Raw genomic sequence first — 17,796 nt, 5'->3', positions numbered from 1 at the left:
AGAAAAGCTTTACGGGTCGATGTCAACCTTAACGCGCGCCGTACCACGCTCTTCGGCCCGCCTCCACAAACATCACCGCGCGCCCGATTCGGTCATCCTCGCATTGGCGCCGAGATGATGCAGGCTTTGTATCGTGTGCCTTGAACTCCAGGCAACCGGCGGATCGGGCAGATCGAGATCGAACTGTGCCCGCCCGAGCAGCGAATTGACGATCTTGGCGCTGCGCCAAGCCATCAGGCTGAGCTGCGGCTCGGCTATGCCATGGCTGAGCCGGCCGGCATTGAGCGCGTAGATCCGGCGGTCGTCGGGCCCGTCCCATTCGACCTCGAAGCTGGCGTTGAGCCTGTAATGACCGCGCTCGTCCAGCGCGATCCTGTTCATGAGCGGCGCCATGCAATCAGGAATGGCAAAGGCATAGCCGGTGGCCAGAACCACCGCATCGACGGTGCGCGTCTCGATGGCGCCGTCGAAGCCGTTGCGCATGATCAGCCGGTATTCGCTGCCTTCCCGCGTCACGTTCAGCACTTCGCGGTGCGGCGTCATGTTGACCGCCGTCGTTTCCTCCGAGAGGTGCCGCAGCGTGTAAAGCTGGCGATAGATCGCCTTCAGTGTGCTCGTCGATGCGCCGTCACCGGCAAGCAGTTGCTGTTCCAGGATCGTCTCACGCCGCCCTTGCGGCAGCCGATGGAAGCTTTCGACATAGCCCGGCGTGAAGAGTTCGTCGGTGAAAGGCGAGTCGTCCAGTGGCAGGAAATTCGGCCGCATCGAGATCCACTCGATTTCGCGGCCGGCGAAGCGGTCGGAGGAGATCAGATGCAGAAGCACTTCGGCGCCGCTCTGGCCACCGCCGATCACGGCGACACGCTGTCCGCTCAGGCGATCGAGGCGGTTGGCGGCCTGGGCGTTGTGGAAGCATTGATCGGAGGCCGCCGCCCGCGCCCAGGCGGGGATGTTAGGCACCAGCCCGACGGCAATGGCGAGATTGCGCGCGTTCACCTGCTCGCGGCCGATACGCAGCCTGAAATTCGTTCCGTCGAAGTCGATCCGGTCGACGGCGCTGGCGAAGCGCAGCGAAGACAAGTTCTCGCCGACCCATCCGAGATAGCGGGCGAATTCCGGCCGCGGGATGGCTGAGAAATCCGCGTTGAGGAATTCATAGAACCGCTTCTGCGCGACCAGATAGGACATGAACGACCATGGGCTGGTCGGATGCGTCGCGGTGACGAGATCCTTGAGGAAGGATGTCTGCAGTTCGACGCCCGGCAGCATCATGCCCGGATGCCATTCGAGCCGCGTCGCCCGATCGAAGAAGCGCGCTTCGACGCCGTCCACCGCATCGAGATGGGCGGCGAGGCTGAGATTGAACGGCCCGATGCCGATGCCTGCGAGGTCAAGCGTATGGGTCATGGCGAACTCCTTATGGAGCTGGCTGGGCTGATGGGAGATCGCCGGGCTGACTCGGGGTTAAGCGGATTGTCGAGCGGTGTGCCAAGGTCGGGCAGAGGGCGTTCGCCGCTGTCGCCGTAGCCGATGGCGAAGCGCACCTTGTTGATGGCGATGCGTGGGATCTTCGGAGCAAACAGATCGAAGAGCGCGAACCGTTCCGACAGATCCGGGTTCTGCGCCTGGTAGCGCCGGATGGCGGCGGCCAGGATGGCGTAGAAAGTCCTCTCGTCGAAGCGGTCATAGGCGGCCAGCGCCTCGGATAGGAAGCGCAGAACGCTGACGATGTGTCCCGTTTGCAGATGCTGGAGAAGAGGTGCCGGCGGCCGGCGCTTCAGCGTCGACAGGATTTTGGGGTCGAGGCCGGCCAGTTCGGGAAACGGCTGGTCGACGAGATCGAGGTCGCCCTGGAAATCCTTGACCGCCACGCCGAGAGGCGTCGCTCCGTCGAGGATGATGGTGACGTTCTGGCCATGGGCGATGAAGCCGACGCCGTAACGGCACATGAAGTGGTAGAGCGGCACGAAGGCCGTGGAGAACAGGCGATCGAGCCATGCCTCCGGACCAAGGCCGGACTGCTCCATCAGGGCGCTGGCGATCGGCCTGCCATGCGCGTCGCGCTGCGGCAGGGCGCCCATCATCATCGGCCGCTGGCCCGCTGTCAGATCCTTTTCGGGGCTTTCGCGCCATATGGCGCCCAGCATCTCGCAAAACTGATAGGGCGCGCCTTCAACGCCGGTATAGTGCGGATGCGGATAGAAGGCGCCGGCGACTTCCTGCAAGACCTTGACGTCCTTGAGCACCGGGTCCGCGGCCGCCACCGTGGCCAGCCAGCGCGACAGATCGGCGCCGATCGCCATGTATTTGCCCGGCACGCCGCGCCACGCTGAGGTGTTGAGGACGGTCAGCGGCAGCTTGACGTGCAGCGCCTCGGGCCGCGCCACATTGGCAAGAGTGCGCAGCGACTGCAGGGGCAGGAACGGATCGCCGAACTGGCCAAGCGGCACCAGCCGGCCGGCGGCGATCTCGCTACCATATTGCGAGGCGATCATCGCCTGCCACTGCCAGGGGTGGACCGGCAGCAGCCTATGCGTCGATCGCGAGATCCCGGCGGCGCTGAAAGCCGCTTCGAGCCTTGCGCGCTCGTAGTCGCCGAGTGCGGCCTGCAGCAGCGCCTCTTCGTCGAGCCCGCAGTCAAGCGCCAGCAGGCAGCGATCGCTGGCGGCGGCAAGCCAGAAGAGCTGGAATGCGGCAGCCGATTCTGGCGCGTAGCGCTCGAAGTCGTCCCGTCCCCAGCCGAGCCGGCCCTTGTTGGCGGGCGCCTTCGGATGGCCGTCGAGCAATGCCTGCAACTCGGTATCCGGCAGCGCGGCTAGTTCGGCGGCTGGTCGATTGCCGCGGGCTTTGGCGATCCGCATGTCGGCCATCAGCGTGTTGTAAAGCTCCTTCGCATAGGTGCAGAATGTTGCCGGCGGCATGCCGAGCGTCTCGCGCGCGTCGGCGAAGAAGGCGACCGCATCGTCGACCGGCAGCTCGATGCCGGCATCGCGGGTCAGCGTCTCCGGACGGACGGCGATCTGACCCCACAGGCGCCGCGTCGCGGCAAAGCGATAGGTCACGCCGGGGCCGAGCGTCAGTTTCCATCGGCCGGGCGAAAGCTCGCGGGGCGACAGGCACTCCTCGAAGGTCAGTTCGGAAATGGCCTTGGCGACGGCATCGCGGTTGATCGCGGCCCAGCGTGTCGCCTCGCCCGCTTTGGCAATCGGTTGCTGCACCGTCACAGCGGCACCTCGCGGAAGAAGCGTTCCCGCTCGCAGCAGACCAGTGCCGCGCGCTTGTGCGGGAAGTCGAACTCCTTGACTTTGTCGTAGGCGGCGCCGGCGCAATAGCTCAGCATCTTCTGGTGCGCTGCGCGTGGCTCGCCGACGACGCGCTGCGTGCGCGGCTCGTCGAGGAACAGATAGTGGGTGACGGAACGGAACAGAGCCAGCGTCTTCGGCCGGCCGAGATGGCGCGTATTGCCGATCAGCCCATGCCAGCCGCGATCCCAGTCGAGTGGCTCGTAATAAGGCCCGAGCCGGTCCTCCTTGGCCCAGTAGAACTCGAAATAGCCGGTCGGCTCCCCATCGAAGCTGGCGATGACGCCGAAGATGTGCGGATCGCTTTCCTGCTCGGCGAGATATTTGTCGAGCTCTTCATGGCTCTGGGCAAGTTCCCAGAAGAAGGCGACACGGCCATCGTTCATCCAGCGATGGAAGAGGTCGAGATCGGTCCGGCGGTCGATCGGGCGCAGCGACACGGTGAGACCGATCTCCGGAATCCAGCGTTCGTACATCGGGCCGCAGGGGCGCGGTTGGCGCAATGGCGGCAGCCGGTCTTGCGGGCCGATAGCGGTCATCAATGCCGGATAGGTGACATGCGAGGCCTGGCTGCGCCACAGCAGCGGCAGCTGGCGCAGGACCGAGCGATGGATGACGGCGCGTTCCGGTTCACCCGGAACCGTCTCGGTAGCCAGCGCCGAAACCGGCCACAGCGTCTTGGCCGCCGGCAGGAAGGCGCAGTCGAAGGAAGGATGCAGGCGCAGCGCGGCGTCGACGAGACCTGCCAGGATTTGCGGTTGGTCGAGGCGGCCGCCAATGAACGCGACATCGTCGATGAGCAGGCGGCCATCCGCGTCGGAGATGCGGGCCTGTCCCACCGCTGTTCCCTCAGCGTTGACCAGGCTGACATGGCCATCGCCGGCACGGATGGCGAGCGGCTCCGCGGCCGAGGCCAGATGCTGCCATCCTTCGTTGCCGGCGACGGTGGCGGGTGACCAGTTTTTCGCAGCCTCGATGTTCATGCGTATTCTCTCACATGCAGGGGGTTCGGAAGCTCGACGTAACCTGCCAGCGGGTCGGTCACTTCGGTGTTCTCATTGATGTCGCGCAGCGCGATCAGGAAATTGCCCTTGGCGGCGAGCGTCGGCGCGTTGAGCAAATAGTCGACGCAGGACCGGTCAGCCATCGGCGTGGCGGCCAGCCGCTCGAGCGAGCGGCGGAATATCGCCAGCAGATCGTCTTCGTTGGTGAGGCCAGCGGCGGCAAGGGCTGCGACGGCGGCGAAAGCGCCATTGACGACCAGATAGTAGCCGAACAGCTTCGCGGCCGCTTCCGCTGGGAAGACATGATCGCCCGCCTGACCGGCCTCGGGCACGAATTCGCGCAGCCTGGGCAGGAATTCCTCGACATAACCAGTGCCCTGGCAGTCGCGAAAATAGAGCGCATTCGGCCAGCCTCCGGAAAGACCGACGACGAGGTTCTGCTGATGGGCGCCGAACAGCAGGCCTAATTCCGAGAAGGCAACGATAAACGGCTCGATGGCAGCATGAAGGAAACGCTCGAACCACAAACGCGCCGTTTCCTCGACAGGTCGCTTCTCGTCGCGGGCGATACGGTGGACCAGGTCGGACAGATGGCTTTCGGTACGGCCGGGATGGCGCTCGCAAAGCGCGCCGAGAACGGCAGCCGGCGGATTGCCCGTGCCGCGAAACGGGTTTTCGCGAAACGAGACAATGGTATCCGTCATCAGCCGGCCGTCTTCGTCACGCAGGCCGAACCAGGCGGGCTCACCCAGCACCGTCATGGTTGGGCAGCGGCTCTGCAAGGCGCCGCCGAGCTTGCCCTTGACCAGCCGGTGCACCGAAAGGCCGCGCCGGCACTCATGCTCCTCGACGATGCGCCTGGAATTAGTCAGGCGCAGGCTGAGCGAGAATTTCAGCATCCACTCGGCTTCAGCTGAATGAACCGTGCGCAGCGAGGTCGTGGCCCGCCACGCTGGTCCGCCGAGCCCAACATCGACGATACGGCCGGCGCAAAACAGGCGCTCGACGCGGTCTTCCAGCATGAGCCGTACGGCCTGCCACGGATGCATCGGAACGAGAACCTTGCCCTGTTGCTTGCCAGCCCGAGCAAGCAGCTGCGGATCGCTGGCGGCAAGCCCGCGGACCATCTCGGTGACATCTAGCGGCTCGACGCTGCCCCCAGTGAGGATGGTCGGGTCGACGGCCCACCAGCGCAGTTTGAACGCATTGCAGTATTCATGCCCGAAGCGCGCGGAATCAGTCTGCGTGAACTCTTCGCGACTCATCGGCGCCGGATGCACGGCATGGCCGAAGCGCAGGGCGCTTTCGGCATCGATGAAATCAGGATCGCCTTCGGAGAAGGGCCGCGACGATCCACGCGCCGCAGTCGCGTCAGCGATTGCGGCGATGCTGGCCAGGCTGCGGCGCAGGAAGGTCAGTCGGCTTTTCGCTGTCGCCCGGCCGGCAATGTCGGGATCCGCCAGGATCAGCGCCAAAAGGCTGAAAAGGTCGATCTCGGACGCCTCGCCATCGGCCCCCTCGCTACTAATATCGAGGCGCCAGAGCGGCATCGCGAAATCGTGGTAACCAACCTTCGAGCGATGCCGCGCCTCGACGAGCACCGCCGCGCGCGAGGCAGGGAAATTCAGACGCAGCACGGCCGCCTGCGGCCGAAACAGCCCGGTTTGGCTGGCGTCGACGAATTCCCAGCCATCCCATTCCCGCAGCAACGCGTTGAGGAACGGGCTTAATGCAGAGGAAGATTCTGATTTTACTTGTTCCATGTGCATCCTCATAAATCCACACAATACTGTAGTATTATATCTTATACGCTGTGGTTATTAGAACATTTCTGTTGATTATTTATTCTAACCAGGAAATAAGCTTCGCGTTATGACGACCAGTATGAAAAATCGATCTTCGCTTCTTCGCCGCCTGGCGATCGCGGTCTCGGCAATCGGCTTCGGCCAGTCGGCCTTCGTATCGCTCGTTCCCCTGGTGATGGAGCGGCTGAGGCTCGACACGTTTGCTATCGGCGCGGCAACTGCTGTCGGCGCGGCGGCCTTTCTGGTCGGCTCGCCGCTGTGGGGTCGCATGGGCGAGCGGCTTGGCCATGCCAGGCTGCTGCGCTTGCTCGGCCTCGCCATGCTGGCCGGCCAGGCGGTGTTCGCCATTCTGCTGATAGCCGGCACGGGAGCCGCGCTGGGCATCGCTTTGCTGATGCTTTCGCGAACCGTGTACGGTTTTGCCGCGTCCGGCGTCATGCCGACGGCGCAGGTCTGGGCCAGCCGCTCGGTTGCCGATGACAGGCGACAGGCCGCGCTGGGACTGCTTGGCGCCGGCGTCAGCATGGGGCGGCTGGCCGGCGCGCTGGCGGCAACGGCTGCCGTCCTGTCGCCGCTGCTGCCGCCCATCCTGTTCCTGTTCAGCCCGCTGTTGCTGTGGCTCGCGCCGGGCAAGGAGGCAGGCGGCGGACAGATCGACGGCAAGGCGGCTGATGCCGGCCGTGGAATATCGCCCTTCGATCGCCGCGCTCTGCCTTGCCTGGTGATAGGCTTGTGCCTGACTCTGGGCTTCGGACAGGCACAGATGATGCTCGGCCCGATGGTCCAACAGCGTTTTGGCCTTGGTGCGACGCAGGCCACGACGGTGACCGGCCTGGCCTTGATGCTGGTGGCTGTCGTCATGGTTCTGGTTCAGGGTCTGGTCGTGGCGCGCCTGCGGCTGGCCGAGCGCAACAGCGTTGTCGTCGGATGCCTCCTGGTTTGCGGCGGCATGACGATGCTGACCGTCACGGCAAGCCACGTCGCCTCGGCTGCAGCCCTGATGGTGGCGGCGGCCGGCATTGCGCTGGCGACACCCGGCTACACCGCCTGGCTGATGAAGCGCCTGGAGCCCGGCGAGCAGGGCGCGGCGGCCGGTTGGCTCACCAGCACCCATGTGCTCGGCCAGAGCATCGGCGCGGTGGCCGGCGGCTTTGCCTTCACGCTCTGGCCTTTTGCGCCACTGGCTGGCTGCGCGGCGTTGGCGCTGGCCGCCGCCTGTCTCGCTGCCATGGTTCGTCAGACCGGGCGTTAGGAAGACCGCGCTCATTCGGCGACCTCCGGCAATGGCGGCATCGGAGTACCCGGTTGGGCTTTTGCGGTATCGGCGAAATGGGCATTCAACATGCGATAGGTCGCCACCACGGCTATGCCCGACAGCACGGTCGCCAGGGTGAACAGCGCGGAGTAGCCGAGCATGTCGGCGAGGCGCCCGGCAAGCATGGAGCCGACGAGGTAGACGATAAGCTGGGCGCAGGACAGGATGGTGAAGTCGGTGCCCGGCTGGTCCGACGACGTCACGGCCATGAACAGGCTGTAGAGCGCCACGATCTCCATGTAGCGCACCAGCGTCTGCAGGAACGAGGCGCCGAAGATCGGCCAGAAGCCGGCGATAGCGCCGAAAGCGTGCAGCGCGAAGATCAGGAAGCAGATGGTTCGCAGCGCGCCGAGCAGGCCGAGCACCGAGGCGGCGCCCCTGTTGTGCAGCAGCCACGCCGCCAGCGCCGAGCCGCCGAGCCCGACGGTGAGCGCGGCACCGCCCGAGAAATAACCGATGATATCGAGCGGCACGCCGGCATCGACGAGATAGGAGCCTTCCATCGACTTCACCAGCCCCTCGCTGGCGCGGTAGATGAGCGCGATCCACAGGATCTGGCGTGCCTCCGGCCGGCGCAGAAAGCGCAGGATCGAGGGGCGGTCGATGGCCGCCTGCGGCGCGCTGGCGACGGGATCGGTCTCGCGCATGGCGAAGGCGGCGACCAGCGGGATGATGGACAGCGCGGCCACCATGGCCACCATGGTTTGCCAGCCGGCATGATGATAAGCCAACAGGCCGAGCGTGCCGCCGAGAACGACGCCGAGCGCGACGGCGCCGCCCTGGATCGCATTGCCGATCGGCCTGTCCTTCGGGTCGAGATATTTGGCCGCGTAGCCGTCGGTGGCGATGTCCTGGGTCGACATCAACAGGCTCACGACAAGGCCGACGGCAAAGATACCGGCGACATCGGTCGGCTCGATCCAAAGCATGGCGGCGATGCCGGCGATGACGCCGATCTGGGTGATGATGACCCAGCCGGCGCGATGGGCGCGGGCCATTGGCCGAAAGCGGTCGACCAGCGGCGCCCATAGGAATTTCAGCACCAGCGGCAGCATCAGCAGCGCCATCAAGCCAATGGCGGTGCGCGACACGCCTTGCTCGCGCAGGATCGGCGGGATCGCCGCGGCAAACAGATAGCTCGGGATGGCCTGCGCCAGATAAAGGCAGGCGAGAACGACGAAAAGCCGCAGGCGCGAAAGCCCGGCTGGCGCCGGCCGGTCTGCGTCGGCGCTCATTTGACATAGTCCTTCGGTGCGTAACCGTTCAGGAAGGCGCCGGCCTCCGCCCGGCTGCGGGTGACGAGCACTGGAAAGCCGAACAGGCTTTGCCAGACGCGCTGCATGTTCTCGTCGGCGGCGGGGCGCACCAGCGCACAGGCGCGGCAGGCTTTTTCGAGCTGCTCGCGTTCCGCCTTGTACCAGAGGTTTTGCGCCTTGCGCTGGGCGTCGCTCAGCGCGATCTCGATGCGGATATCGACCAGGAGCACGAACGGCTCCCGTTCCTGCGAAAGGCGGCCGAGCGCCTCGATATAGCGCGCGCCATCCGCCGGATCGGCTGGCGCTTCTGCCAGCAGCGAGACCAATGCACCGTTTCGTTGGAGAGACACCGCCACCGCCGCCCCTCAGAATGTGATCTGGTAGGACAGAGCGACCGAACGTCCCAGACCCGGAACGTCGGCGCCGCGGGTCGCCGATGCGGAAGGGTTGATGTAGTAGGTGTCGAACACATTGCGCACGGCAAGGTTCAGCACGCTTTCATTGCCGAACGTCTTCGAGACGGCGAGATTGACCAGTGCTGCACCGTCCAGTTCCTGGGTGGCGATGCGGTCGCGTCCGGAAAACAGCTCCAACTCGCTGCGCAGGGTCAGCTCGTTCTCGAAACGGGTGGTGAGATAGACCAGGCCCTTGTAGGTCGAGGGGACACGGTTGTTCGGCAGATACTCGTTCGCTTCGATGTGGCCGTCGCGATCCGCGTCGTATTTGCCTTCGACATAGCCGACCGATCCGCCCAGCGTGAACATGCCGCTGAGGTCTGCCTCGAGATTGGCTTCGACGCCCCAGATACGTTCCTTCTGCTGCGATACCCGGTTGTTGACGATGTCGTAGCTGACGCCGTTGTCCGAGGTCGACAGATAGGTGCTGACGCCGCCGCGATAGTCGCCCCAATCGCCGCGCAGACCGGCTTCCCAGGTGTTCACCAGCTGGGGTTCAGGCGCGATATCGGCATAGCTGATCGCGTAATCCGGCGCGTTGGTGCACGGCAGCAGCGGCCGGATGGCGGTGCCATAGGCGTCGCAGGTTTCGGCGTTGGAGTTCAACCCGGCCCGGCGGGTGAAGCCGCCAATGTCGGTCAGGCTGTAGCCTTGCGAGAAATTGCCGAAAAGCTGCATCCTTTCGGTCAGATCGTAGACGGCGCCGGCGTTGAAGGTGACGGCGTCGTAGTCGAACGAGCCGCCGGTCACCTGGATCGCCGGCAGGCCGATAATGTTCCGGCCTAGCAGAACGGCAGCGGCAGGCCGGGTGAAGTCTTCAACGTTGAGATAAAACTGGTCGTAGCGCGCGCCGCCGCTGATGCGAAAGCGATCCGTCACCGGAATTTCGCCCTGCGCAAACAAGGCAACCGAGTTCTGGGTCGTGGGCGAGATGGCGTCCTGGCCGTTGGTCAGCTGCTGATCGGTGGCATCGAAAACGTAGTCGGCGCCCCAGGTCAGTGTGCTGCCCTGAGTGATAAAGTCCATCGGCGTGTTGACGGTCAGGTTGACGCCGCTGCGCCGCGATTGCAGCGCCGTCTGGTTGAAGTCGGCGGTCGGGTCCGTACCCGGCGGCAGGATCACCGGCCGCGTCGGGTTCGTCGGTAAATACACCTGGCTGTTGACGGCCGAGAATTTGGTAAAGGGCGACTGCTTGAAGATGTCGTTGTAGAACGCCTTGACCTCGAGGTTTCCGAGCGCGAAGTCGCTGTCAGTGTATTTGGCGGTCAGATATTTCGTATCTTCCTTCAGCGGCTTGCCTTCATAGGGATCGCCGAAATCCGGGGAGACGGGATTGGTCGTGTAATCGGTGAACCAGTCCGGCTTCTGGTTGGCATAGGTCCAGTCGACGCTGGCCTCGAAGCGCCTGGAATCGAACTGGTAGCCGGCCACGCCGAAGAGATTGCCCGTGCCGGTGCGGTCGCCGCCGCCTTGCCCAAGCATGGCGTCGGAAGCCACCTCGTTGCCGTGGCCGTCATAGGTGCGGCGCGACAGATCACCGGACGCCGAGAAGAAATAGTCGAAATCGCCTTTCTTGCCCTCGACTGAGACACTGGTGCTTGGCCCGGCCGACTTGCCGGGGTTTTCGGTGAAGGCGGTGACGCCGGTGCGCACCGTCACCTTCGGCTTGTCGCTGTCGCCGCGCTTGGTGATGAAGTTGATCGTGCCGCCGGTGGCGCCGGCGCCATAAAGGCTGGACGCGCCATTGATGACTTCGATGCGCTCGACCGAATTCAGGTCGATCATCGACAGGATGCGTGAGACGTCCCGCAGCGGTGTGTTGCGCGGCACACCGTCGACCATGATGAGAACGCTGCGCCCGCGGAAGGTTTCCGAAGCGCCGGAAATGGTCTGGTTGCGTGGCGCGTAGCCGGGGACGATGCGGCTGATCAGGGTCGCGGCGTCGATATTTTCCTGCGCGGCTTCCTCGACCTGTTCCTGTTCCACGACCTGGACAGACTGAGCGACGCTGGAAATCGACCTTTCATTGCGGCCGGTGACCAGTATCTGATCGAGCACGGTGGCTCCCTGCTGGTCCGTCGGAGCGGCTTCCTGGGCAAATGCCGCGCCTGCCATAATCGACGAACCCAAAGCCGATGACCAAAGAAGCGTACTGAAAAATCTGCGCATGCTGTACCCATCCATGCCCTGGTCCCCAGCGCCAGAGCGGAAAGGCCCAGTTATAATTCATGATAAAACGAGTCAACATTTATTTTGTGGCTTTTCAAATCAGGATTAGTCAGCGAACGTATGGGAGCCGGGTACATGAACGGCGCGCATTTTAGCCGGCACTAAGATGCTGAGTTTTCTTGACAAACGGCTTACGGGCGGCCGGCGGCGGCGTCAGCCTTTGTGCTTACAAGAAGCTCTGCGGATCGATGTCGACCTGCACGCGGACCGAGCCGCGCTGCTTCGGCCCTTCGACCAGCATGGTGCGGATGAAGCCTTGGATGTCGGCGCGCTTTTCACCCTGGATCAGCAAACGGAAACGATGGCGCCCACCGAGCAGCGACAGCGGCGCCTCGGCCGGACCGAGCACGAACAGGTCGCTGGCCTGGGGTGCTGCACGGCGCAGGCCGCGCGCGTGGCCTTCGGCCTCGGCCCGCGTCACCGCACTGACGATGACGCCGGCAAGCCTGCCGAAGGGCGGCAGGGCTGCCCGTTCGCGCTCAGTGATCTCGCGTTCGTAAAAGGCCTCGGCATCGCCCGAGACGATCGCCCGCATCACCGGATGGTCCGGCTGGAAAGTCTGCAGCAGGCCGAGGCTCTTCTTGCCGGTGCGGCCGGCGCGTCCAGTCACCTGGCTGAGCAATTGGAAGGTGCGCTCAGCGGCGCGCGGATCGCCATTGGCGAGGCCGAGATCGGCATCGACGACACCGACCAGCGTCATGTTGGGAAAGTTATGGCCCTTGGCGACCAGCTGCGTGCCGATGACGATGTCGGCCTCGCCATTGGCAATGGCCTCGAGCTCCAGCCGCAGCCGGCGCACTCCACCCATCAAATCGGACGACAGGACGATCGTGCGCGCGTCGGGGAAATGCGCCACGACTTCTTCAGCTATCCGCTCGACGCCAGGCCCGCAGGCGACCAGATGGTCGAGCGTGCCGCATTCCGGACAAGCCTCCGGCCGCTTCTCATTGTGCCCGCAATGATGGCAGACGAGTTGGCCGCGAAAGCGGTGCTCGACCAGCCAGGCCGAACAAACCGGGCAGCCGAAGCGGTGGCCGCAGACACGGCACAGCGTCAGCGGCGCATAGCCGCGCCGGTTGAGGAACAGCAGCGACTGCTCCTTCTTCTCCAGCGTACGTTGCATCTGGTCGATCAGCAGCGGCGACAGAAAGCCGCCCCGGGCCGGCGGCGCGCGCCGCAGGTCGATCGTCTTGAGATCGGGAAGCGCGGCTTCGGCAAAGCGCGCCGACAGCACCGCCCTGCTGTAGCGGCCCTGCTGCGCATTGACCCGGCTTTCGACCGATGGCGTCGCCGACGCCAGCACCACCGGGAAGCCGCTGATATGGCCGCGCACCACCGCCATGTCGCGCGCATTGTAGAAGACGCGATCCTCCTGCTTGTAGGCGGGGTCGTGCTCCTCGTCGACGACGATCAGCCCGAGCTCGCGGAACGGCAGGAACAGCGCCGAGCGTGCGCCGGCGACGACGCGCACGCCGCCTTCCGCCACCTGTCGCCAGACCTTTTCGCGCATTCGGGGCGGCAGGTCGGAATGCCATTCCGCCGGCTTGGCGCCGAAACGCTGCTGGAAGCGTTCGAGGAAGGCATGCGTCAGCGCGATCTCCGGCAGCAGGATCAGCACCTGCCTGCCCTGGTCCAGGGCTGCCGCCACCGCTTCGAAATAAACTTCCGTCTTGCCCGAGCCGGTGACGCCGTCGAGCAGCGTGACGTTGAAAGCAGCGGCCGCGACATTGGCGCGCAGCATGGCGGCCGCGTCTGCCTGGTCCGGCATCAGCTCCGGCATGGCGTAGGAGGGATCGGGCGCGGCGACCACCGGTCGAGGCGGGATCATCACCGTCTCGAACACGCGTTGCGCCTTGAGCCCCTCGACCACCGTCGACGACACGCCCGCCGCGTGCGCCAGGCCGGATCGCGTCCAGGCAAGCCCCCCTTCCGCCGTCTCCAGCACGCGCGTCCTGGCATCCGTCATCCGGTCGGGCATGACGAGGGTCCGCTGCAGGCCCTCGATCCATGGTTCGGGATCGAACGCCTCCGGCGCGCGCAACAGCATGCGCGCCACCATGCCGGGCGGCGACAGCGTGTACTGCGCCAGCCAGTCGACAAAGCGGCGCATGCCGCGGTCGATCGGCGGGCAGTCGAAGACCTGTTCGATCGGGCGCAGCTTTTTGGCGTCGATATTCTCGACCGCACCATCCCAGACGATGCCGGCAACCTGGCGCGGACCGAGCGGCACGCGCACGATCGAGCCCGGCACCACGCGCATGCCGGCGGGCACAGCGTAGGTGTAGGGCCGTTCGGCGGGCATCGGCACCAGCACCGGCGCGGCTGCGACAAAGGGCGAATCTTCGATCATCGGGCGTGACCTTGCCCCGACTTTGGTCTAGATCAAAGGGCAACCCCGAATGTGCATGGCATGCACATGGAAATCTTTCAGGAGACCCCCATGAAATTTTTTGTCGACACCGCTGACATCAAGGACATCAAGGAACTGAACGACCTGGGGCTGCTCGACGGCGTGACCACCAATCCCTCGCTGATCCTGAAATCTGGCGGCAAGATCGCCGAGGTCACCAAGCAGATCTGCGACATCGTCAAGGGCCCGGTTTCGGCCGAGGTTGTTGCGGTCGAATACAAGGACATGATGGCCGAGGCCAATATCCTGGCCAAGATCGCCGACAATGTCTGCATCAAGGTGCCGCTGACGCTCGACGGCCTCCGCGCCTGCAAGACGATCCGCACCGAGATGAACCGCATGGTCAATGTAACGCTGTGCTTCTCGGCCAACCAGGCGCTGCTGGCGGCCAAGGCCGGCGCCTCGTTCATCTCGCCCTTCGTCGGCCGCGTCGACGATACCGGCGCGGACGGCATGGAACTGATCCAGGAGATCCGGCAGATCTACGACAATTACGATTTCGACACCGAGATCCTCGTCGCTTCGGTTCGCACCGTGAACCACGTCAAGCAGGCAGCCCTGATCGGCGCCGATGTCGTTACCGCGCCGGCCGCGACGCTGAAGGCGCTGGTCAAGCACCCGTTGACCGACAAGGGCCTGGATCAGTTCGCTGCCGACTGGGCCAAGACCGGCCAGAAGATCGGCTGAGATCGGTTCGATACAAACGAAAAAAGGCCGGGAAACCGGCCTTTTTGTTGCGGACTGCTAAAAGTCTAGTTGGCAGCGCCAGGGAATGCTCATGCCTTCTTGCCGTGCCTGACCAAGTCCTGGGCGACCGACAGGCTCACCATTTCAGCCAGTTCACGCGCGGCGCGGTTCTCGGCGTCGAGCTGTGCCCGGTAGGAGGCGAACTCCTGCGTCGGCTTGTCGAAGGATGATGGGATCGACCGTTTGCCGGTTGCGATCACCACGCCGGTCCTGGCATCGGTCAGCACATAGTTTGCGGTCAGCGTCACCGTGCCTGCCGTCGGCTCGTCTTCGTCGGTCTGGATCTGCACCACAGCGGCCGATTCGACCAGTTCGGTGACGCCGAGATCGAGCATGTAGACCGGCGCCGGCGGCTCGCCGGCGCCTTGACCAAAGGCAAATATCAGATTGTTGCGGACCTGCTGGGCGTAGCGGGTCTTGACCGGCTTGACCGCGACCGACGCCAGTTCCGCTGAAGCGCTGAGCGTCGAGCCGGCCGTCAACGGCGCGCTGGAATAGAGCGGCCTGACCGTACAGGCCGAAACCAGCGCCATCGAAGCGACCATGCCGTACAGCGCTGCGCGGCGCAGCAAGCGCGCCGTCTTTTTCAGATCAGGCCCCATCCTTCTGAAGTCAAACAACGACATTGACGATCCTCTGCGGCACGATGATCACCTTGCGGGGCGCCTTACCTTCCAGCGCTTTCTGCACGAAGTCGAGAGCCAGAACCGCTTTTTCGATCGCACCTTGGTCCGCGTCGCGGGCAATTGTCAAATAGCCGCGCATCTTGCCGTTGACCTGGACCGGCAGCACAACCTCGTTGTCGACGACCAGCGCCGGATCGTAGACCGGCCAAGGCCGTTCGGCGACCAGATCAGTGCCGCCCAGCGTGTGCCAGCACTCTTCGGCCAGATGCGGCATGACCGGCGCGACCACATGCACCAGGATCTCCACCGCCTCGCGGCAGGCGCCTTTGAGCGCCGCATCGGCCTTGCCCTCGGCGATGTCGTTTAGCGGCGCGGTCAAGGCATTGGCCAGTTCGTAGATGCGGGCGATGGCCCGGTTGAAGCCGAGCTTCTCGATATCCTCGCCGATAGCCTTCAGGATCTTGTGCGCGGCCTTGGAAACGGCCCCCGCCTCGCCCTCCGGCGCCGCCTGCGGCTTGGCGCCGTCAAGCGTCTCGGCGGCGATCGACACCAGGCGCCAGACACGCTGGATGAAGCGATGTGCGCCGGCGGCGCCATCGTCCGTCCATTCGACGTCGCGCTCGGGCGGCGAATCCGACAGCATGAACCAGCGTGCGGTGTCGGCGCCGTAGCCGTCGGTGATGTCTTCCGGGCTTACCGTATTCTTCTTCGACTTCGACATCTTTTCGAGTGAGCCGATCGCCGCCTCTTCGCCGGTGGCGATCTCGATGGCGCGGCGCTTGCCGCCGACATCCTCGATCCTGACCTCAGCCGGCGACAGCCAGCGGCCATTGTTCGACGCTCCGCCGACGCGGTAGGTCTCATGCACCACCATGCCTTGCGTGAACAGGCCCTTGAACGGCTCGGCCAGGTCGAGATGCCCGGTCGCGCGCATGGCGCGGGTGAAGAAGCGCGAATAGAGCAGATGGAGGATCGCGTGCTCGATGCCGCCAATATACTGGTCGACGGCCAGCCAGTCATCGGCAGCCTTCGGCTCCGTCGGCTCGTTGGCCCAGGGCGCGGTGAAGCGCGCGAAATACCAGGATGAATCGACGAACGTGTCCATCGTGTCAGTCTCGCGGCGCGCATCCTTGCCGCATTGCGGGCACTTCACATGCCGCCAGGTCGGGTGGCGGTCGAGCGGATTGCCGGGACGGTCGAACTCGATGTCGTCGGGCAGCTTGACGGGCAGGTCGGCCTTCGGCACCGGCACGACGCCGCAATCCTCGCAATGGATCATCGGGATCGGGCAGCCCCAGTAGCGCTGACGCGAAATGCCCCAGTCGCGCAAGCGGAAGTTCACCTTGCGCTCCGCCATTGGCCGCCCGCCTATGGTCTTCTGCTCCAGGAGCTTTGCCACCTCGTCGAACGCCTGCTCCGGCTTCAGGCCGTCGAGGAAACGCGAATTGATCATCACGCCGTCATCGACATAGGCCTCTTCCGTGACCTGGAAGGTCTTGGCGTCGGCATCTTCCGGCATTACCACCGGGATCACCGGCAGGCCGTATCTGTTGGCGAAATCGAGGTCGCGCTGGTCGCCCGACGGGCAGCCGAATATGGCGCCGGTGCCGTATTCCATCAAAACGAAATTCGCGACGTAGACCGGCAGGGTCCACGAGTCGTCGAACGGATGCACGACGCGGATGCCGGTGTCGAAACCTTTCTTCTCGGCCGTCTCCAGTGCGGCCACCGACGTGCCCATATGCCTGATTTCGTCGATGAACTTGGCCAGATCGAGATTGGTCTCGGCGGCCTTCCTGGCCAGCGGATGGTCGGCGGCGACCGCCATGAACGACGCGCCGAAAATGGTGTCGGGCCTGGTCGTGTAGACCTCCAGTTCCTTCGCATCGCCAACCGGAGCGGCCAGCGGCCAGCGGACCAGCAGCCCTTCCGAGCGGCCGATCCAGTTCTGCTGCATCAGCTTGACCTTTTCCGGCCACTCGCCGAGACCGTTCAGCGAATCCAGCAAGTCCTGCGCGTAATCGGTGATCTTGAAGAACCACTGCGTCAACTCACGCTGTTCGACCAGCGCGCCCGAGCGCCAGCCGCGCCCGTCGATGACCTGCTCGTTGGCGAGCACCGTCATATCCTCCGGGTCCCAGTTGACCTTGGAGGATTTGCGCGTCACCAGCCCCTTCTCGACGAAATCGAGGAACAGCATCTGCTGGCGGTGGTAATAGTCGACGTCGCAGGTGGCGAACTCGCGCGCCCAGTCCAGCGACAGGCCCATCATCTTGAGCTGCTCGCGCATGGCGGCGATGTTGGCGTAGGTCCATTCCTTGGGATGGACCTTGTTCTGCATCGCCGCGTTTTCGGCCGGCATGCCGAAAGCGTCCCAGCCCATCGGGTGCAGCACGTTGAAACCCTTGGCCCGCTTGTAGCGCGCCACCACGTCGCCCATCGTGTAGTTGCGGGTGTGGCCGATATGGATCTTCCCCGAGGGATAGGGGAACATCTCCAGCACGTAGTATTTCGGCTTTGGATCGTTGTTATGCGCTTCGAACAGCTTCTTTTCGGCCCAGGCCTTCTGCCATTTGGGCTCTGACGCGCGCGGATTGTATCGTTCGGTTGCCATCGGATGATTTTCACTTAAAAGCAGGCGCAGACC

12 protein-coding genes are annotated in these 17,796 nt (G+C 64.5%); 2 read left to right on the top strand and 10 right to left on the bottom strand.

The genetic code is table 11. From position 1 onward, the window contains the following. Positions 1 to 72: 72 nt before the first annotated feature. Genes NKI88_RS06670 through NKI88_RS06655 form a run of 4 tightly spaced genes read right to left on the bottom strand, consistent with a single transcriptional unit; the run spans position 73 to position 6,069 of the window. Positions 73 to 1,407: a lysine N(6)-hydroxylase/L-ornithine N(5)-oxygenase family protein gene (locus NKI88_RS06670; RefSeq protein WP_023736845.1), complete on the bottom strand. Its 1,335-nt coding sequence runs from the start codon at positions 1,405 to 1,407 to the stop codon at positions 73 to 75. Continuing rightward, positions 1,404 to 3,224 (bottom strand): IucA/IucC family protein, encoded by a 1,821-nt coding sequence (locus NKI88_RS06665; RefSeq protein WP_352654300.1) that lies wholly within the window; start codon positions 3,222 to 3,224, stop codon positions 1,404 to 1,406. Before NKI88_RS06665 ends, NKI88_RS06670 begins: the two co-directional genes overlap by 4 nt. Then, entirely contained in the window at positions 3,221 to 4,285 is a 1,065-nt protein-coding gene (locus NKI88_RS06660) for a GNAT family N-acetyltransferase (RefSeq protein ID WP_352652248.1), read from the bottom strand. The genes NKI88_RS06665 and NKI88_RS06660 overlap by 4 nt, the downstream gene beginning before the upstream one ends. Continuing rightward, the gene (locus tag NKI88_RS06655; protein WP_352652249.1) at positions 4,282 to 6,069 is read right to left on the bottom strand and encodes an IucA/IucC family protein; all 1,788 of its coding nucleotides are present in this window, start codon (positions 6,067 to 6,069) and stop codon (positions 4,282 to 4,284) included. The genes NKI88_RS06660 and NKI88_RS06655 overlap by 4 nt, the downstream gene beginning before the upstream one ends. A gap of 121 nt (positions 6,070 to 6,190) precedes the next feature. Between NKI88_RS06655 and NKI88_RS06650 the strand changes: the two genes are divergently transcribed. After that, a complete protein-coding gene (locus NKI88_RS06650; RefSeq protein WP_352654298.1) occupies positions 6,191 to 7,363 on the top strand; it encodes an MFS transporter in 1,173 nt (390 codons plus the stop codon). An 11-nt stretch (positions 7,364 to 7,374) separates the two neighbouring features. Here the strand turns inward: NKI88_RS06650 and NKI88_RS06645 are convergent, their stop codons facing one another. From NKI88_RS06645 to NKI88_RS06630, 4 genes are all read right to left on the bottom strand, one after another. Further along, positions 7,375 to 8,661 carry a RhtX/FptX family siderophore transporter gene (locus NKI88_RS06645; protein ID WP_352654296.1) on the bottom strand — a complete coding sequence of 429 codons (1,287 nt, stop codon included), beginning with the start codon at positions 8,659 to 8,661 and terminating at the stop codon, positions 7,375 to 7,377. Continuing rightward, positions 8,658 to 9,032: a hypothetical protein gene (locus tag NKI88_RS06640; protein WP_155923829.1), complete on the bottom strand. Its 375-nt coding sequence runs from the start codon at positions 9,030 to 9,032 to the stop codon at positions 8,658 to 8,660. Before NKI88_RS06640 ends, NKI88_RS06645 begins: the two co-directional genes overlap by 4 nt. Before the next feature lie 15 nt (positions 9,033 to 9,047). Beyond that, a complete protein-coding gene (locus NKI88_RS06635) occupies positions 9,048 to 11,252 on the bottom strand; it encodes a TonB-dependent receptor (protein WP_352654294.1) in 2,205 nt (734 codons plus the stop codon). A 280-nt stretch (positions 11,253 to 11,532) separates the two neighbouring features. Next, a complete protein-coding gene (locus NKI88_RS06630) occupies positions 11,533 to 13,716 on the bottom strand; it encodes a primosomal protein N' (protein WP_352654292.1) in 2,184 nt (727 codons plus the stop codon). 90 nt (positions 13,717 to 13,806) lie between these two features. Between NKI88_RS06630 and fsa the strand changes: the two genes are divergently transcribed. Beyond that, positions 13,807 to 14,463 carry a fructose-6-phosphate aldolase gene (gene fsa / locus NKI88_RS06625; protein WP_023688874.1) on the top strand — a complete coding sequence of 219 codons (657 nt, stop codon included), beginning with the start codon at positions 13,807 to 13,809 and terminating at the stop codon, positions 14,461 to 14,463. An 89-nt stretch (positions 14,464 to 14,552) separates the two neighbouring features. On the opposite strand, the gene NKI88_RS06620 is transcribed toward fsa, so the two are convergent. Continuing rightward, on the bottom strand, positions 14,553 to 15,149 hold the full coding sequence (locus NKI88_RS06620) for an LPS assembly lipoprotein LptE (RefSeq protein ID WP_352654290.1): 597 nt from the start codon (positions 15,147 to 15,149) through the stop codon (positions 14,553 to 14,555). After that, the gene (gene leuS / locus NKI88_RS06615) at positions 15,136 to 17,763 is read right to left on the bottom strand and encodes a leucine--tRNA ligase (protein ID WP_352654288.1); all 2,628 of its coding nucleotides are present in this window, start codon (positions 17,761 to 17,763) and stop codon (positions 15,136 to 15,138) included. The genes NKI88_RS06620 and leuS overlap by 14 nt, the downstream gene beginning before the upstream one ends. Positions 17,764 to 17,796 lie beyond the last annotated feature (33 nt).

The organism is Mesorhizobium sp. M0317 (assembly GCF_040321555.1).
In the GTDB taxonomy this organism is placed as follows: domain Bacteria; phylum Pseudomonadota; class Alphaproteobacteria; order Rhizobiales; family Rhizobiaceae; genus Mesorhizobium.
Note: the sequence above shows the minus strand (reverse complement) of the source record. Positions and strands in the feature narration are given on the sequence as shown.